Annotated in this window: 2 protein-coding genes; both read left to right on the top strand. The window is 74.7% G+C overall.

Annotated features, from left to right (window positions below; all coding sequences use genetic code 11):
- A partial coding sequence (locus ASL10_RS10975) for an LPXTG cell wall anchor domain-containing protein (RefSeq protein ID WP_162234610.1) occupies positions 1-483 on the top strand: 483 nt, incomplete at its 5' end.
- A gap of 74 nt (positions 484-557) precedes the next feature.
- The gene (locus ASL10_RS10970; protein WP_255350793.1) at positions 558-1,340 is read left to right on the top strand and encodes an NADPH-dependent F420 reductase; all 783 of its coding nucleotides are present in this window, start codon (positions 558-560) and stop codon (positions 1,338-1,340) included.
- Positions 1,341-1,346: the final 6 nt, after the last annotated feature.

Below are 1,346 nucleotides of genomic sequence, written 5' to 3'. Positions count from 1 at the left end.
GTGCCGTCGGTGGGGCTGCCCGTGACCGTGGGCGGCAACGCCGTCTCGGTGGTCGGCGACAGCGACACCACGGAGGGGACGACCGGCACCACGCCGACCGTCCCGACCGTCCCGACCGACCCGACCGACCCGACCGACCCGACCGACCCGACCGACCCGACGATCCCCGTCGACCCGGCCGAGCCGTTCGAACCGACCGACCCGACGACGCCCGCCACCCCGGGTGACGGCGGCACCACCACGCCCGGCACGGACGGCACCAGCGGCGTCGACGGCACGACCGGCACCGTGCTCGTGACCGCCGCGGCGGCCGACCGCAGCGTCCTCGCCTCGGGGACCAGCGCCTCCTCGGCCCTCGCCGCCGACTCGTCGCTGGCCTTCACCGGCGATGACGCGACGGCCCCGCTCCTGGGCGGACTGCTGGCGCTGCTCGCCGGGCTCGGCCTGCTCGTGGCGGCCCGCCGTCGGACGGCCCGCGCCTGACGGTCACCTCCTTCGCTCGCTCCTGAGCGACTCCACACCGACGGTGCACCGCAGACCTGGTTCAGGGGCCTGCGGTGCATCGCCGCGTCCGGAATCGCCGGATGCCCTCGTGCGTTGCACGACACATGACGTCCGCACCCACCATCGGCATCCTCGGCGCGGGCAAGGTCGGCACCGTCCTCGCCCGCCTCGTCCACGCCGCCGGCCACCCCGTCCTCCTCTCCGGCTCGGGGGACCCTGCCCGCATCCGCCTCATCGTCGACGTGATCGCCCCCGGGGCCCGCGCGGTCTGGTCGGCCGACGCGGCACGGGAGGCCGACATCGTCGTCCTGGCCCTGCCGCTCGGCAAGCTCGACTCGGTGCCGGTGGACGCCCTGGCGGGCAAGGTCGTCGTCGACGCCATGAACTACTGGTGGGAGACCGACGGCCTGCGCGACGACCTCTCGGACGTCCGGACCTCGACGAGCGAGCTCGTCCAGCAGCACCTGCCCGCGTCACGCGTCGTGAAGGGCTTCAACCACATGGGGTACCACGACCTCGACGAGGGAGCCCTGCCCGCCGGTCATCCCGAGCGGAGCGCGATCGCCCTGGCGTCGGACGACCGAGAGGCACTCGACGTCGTCGCGGACCTCGTGGACGCCATCGGCTTCGACCCCGTCGCCCTGCCCACCCTGGCCGACGGCATCGCCCTCGAGCCGGGGTCGCTGGCCTTCGGAGCGGACGTCGGCGCGTCCGAACTCCGCGAGACGGTCCGCGACTTCTGGAGCTCGCAACGCGGGCTCGCGGTGGCCCGCGCGCGACGATCCCCGGGTCCGGTCGCCGGTGCCGACGCGGCGGTGGAGGTCACGGCCGGGTAACGAAGA

Origin of the sequence: Frigoribacterium sp. Leaf8 (assembly GCF_001421165.1) — a bacterium.
GTDB lineage: Bacteria > Actinomycetota > Actinomycetes > Actinomycetales > Microbacteriaceae > Frigoribacterium.
The sequence above is the reverse complement of the archived record's forward strand: the minus strand, read 5'-3'. Positions and strand labels throughout refer to the sequence as shown.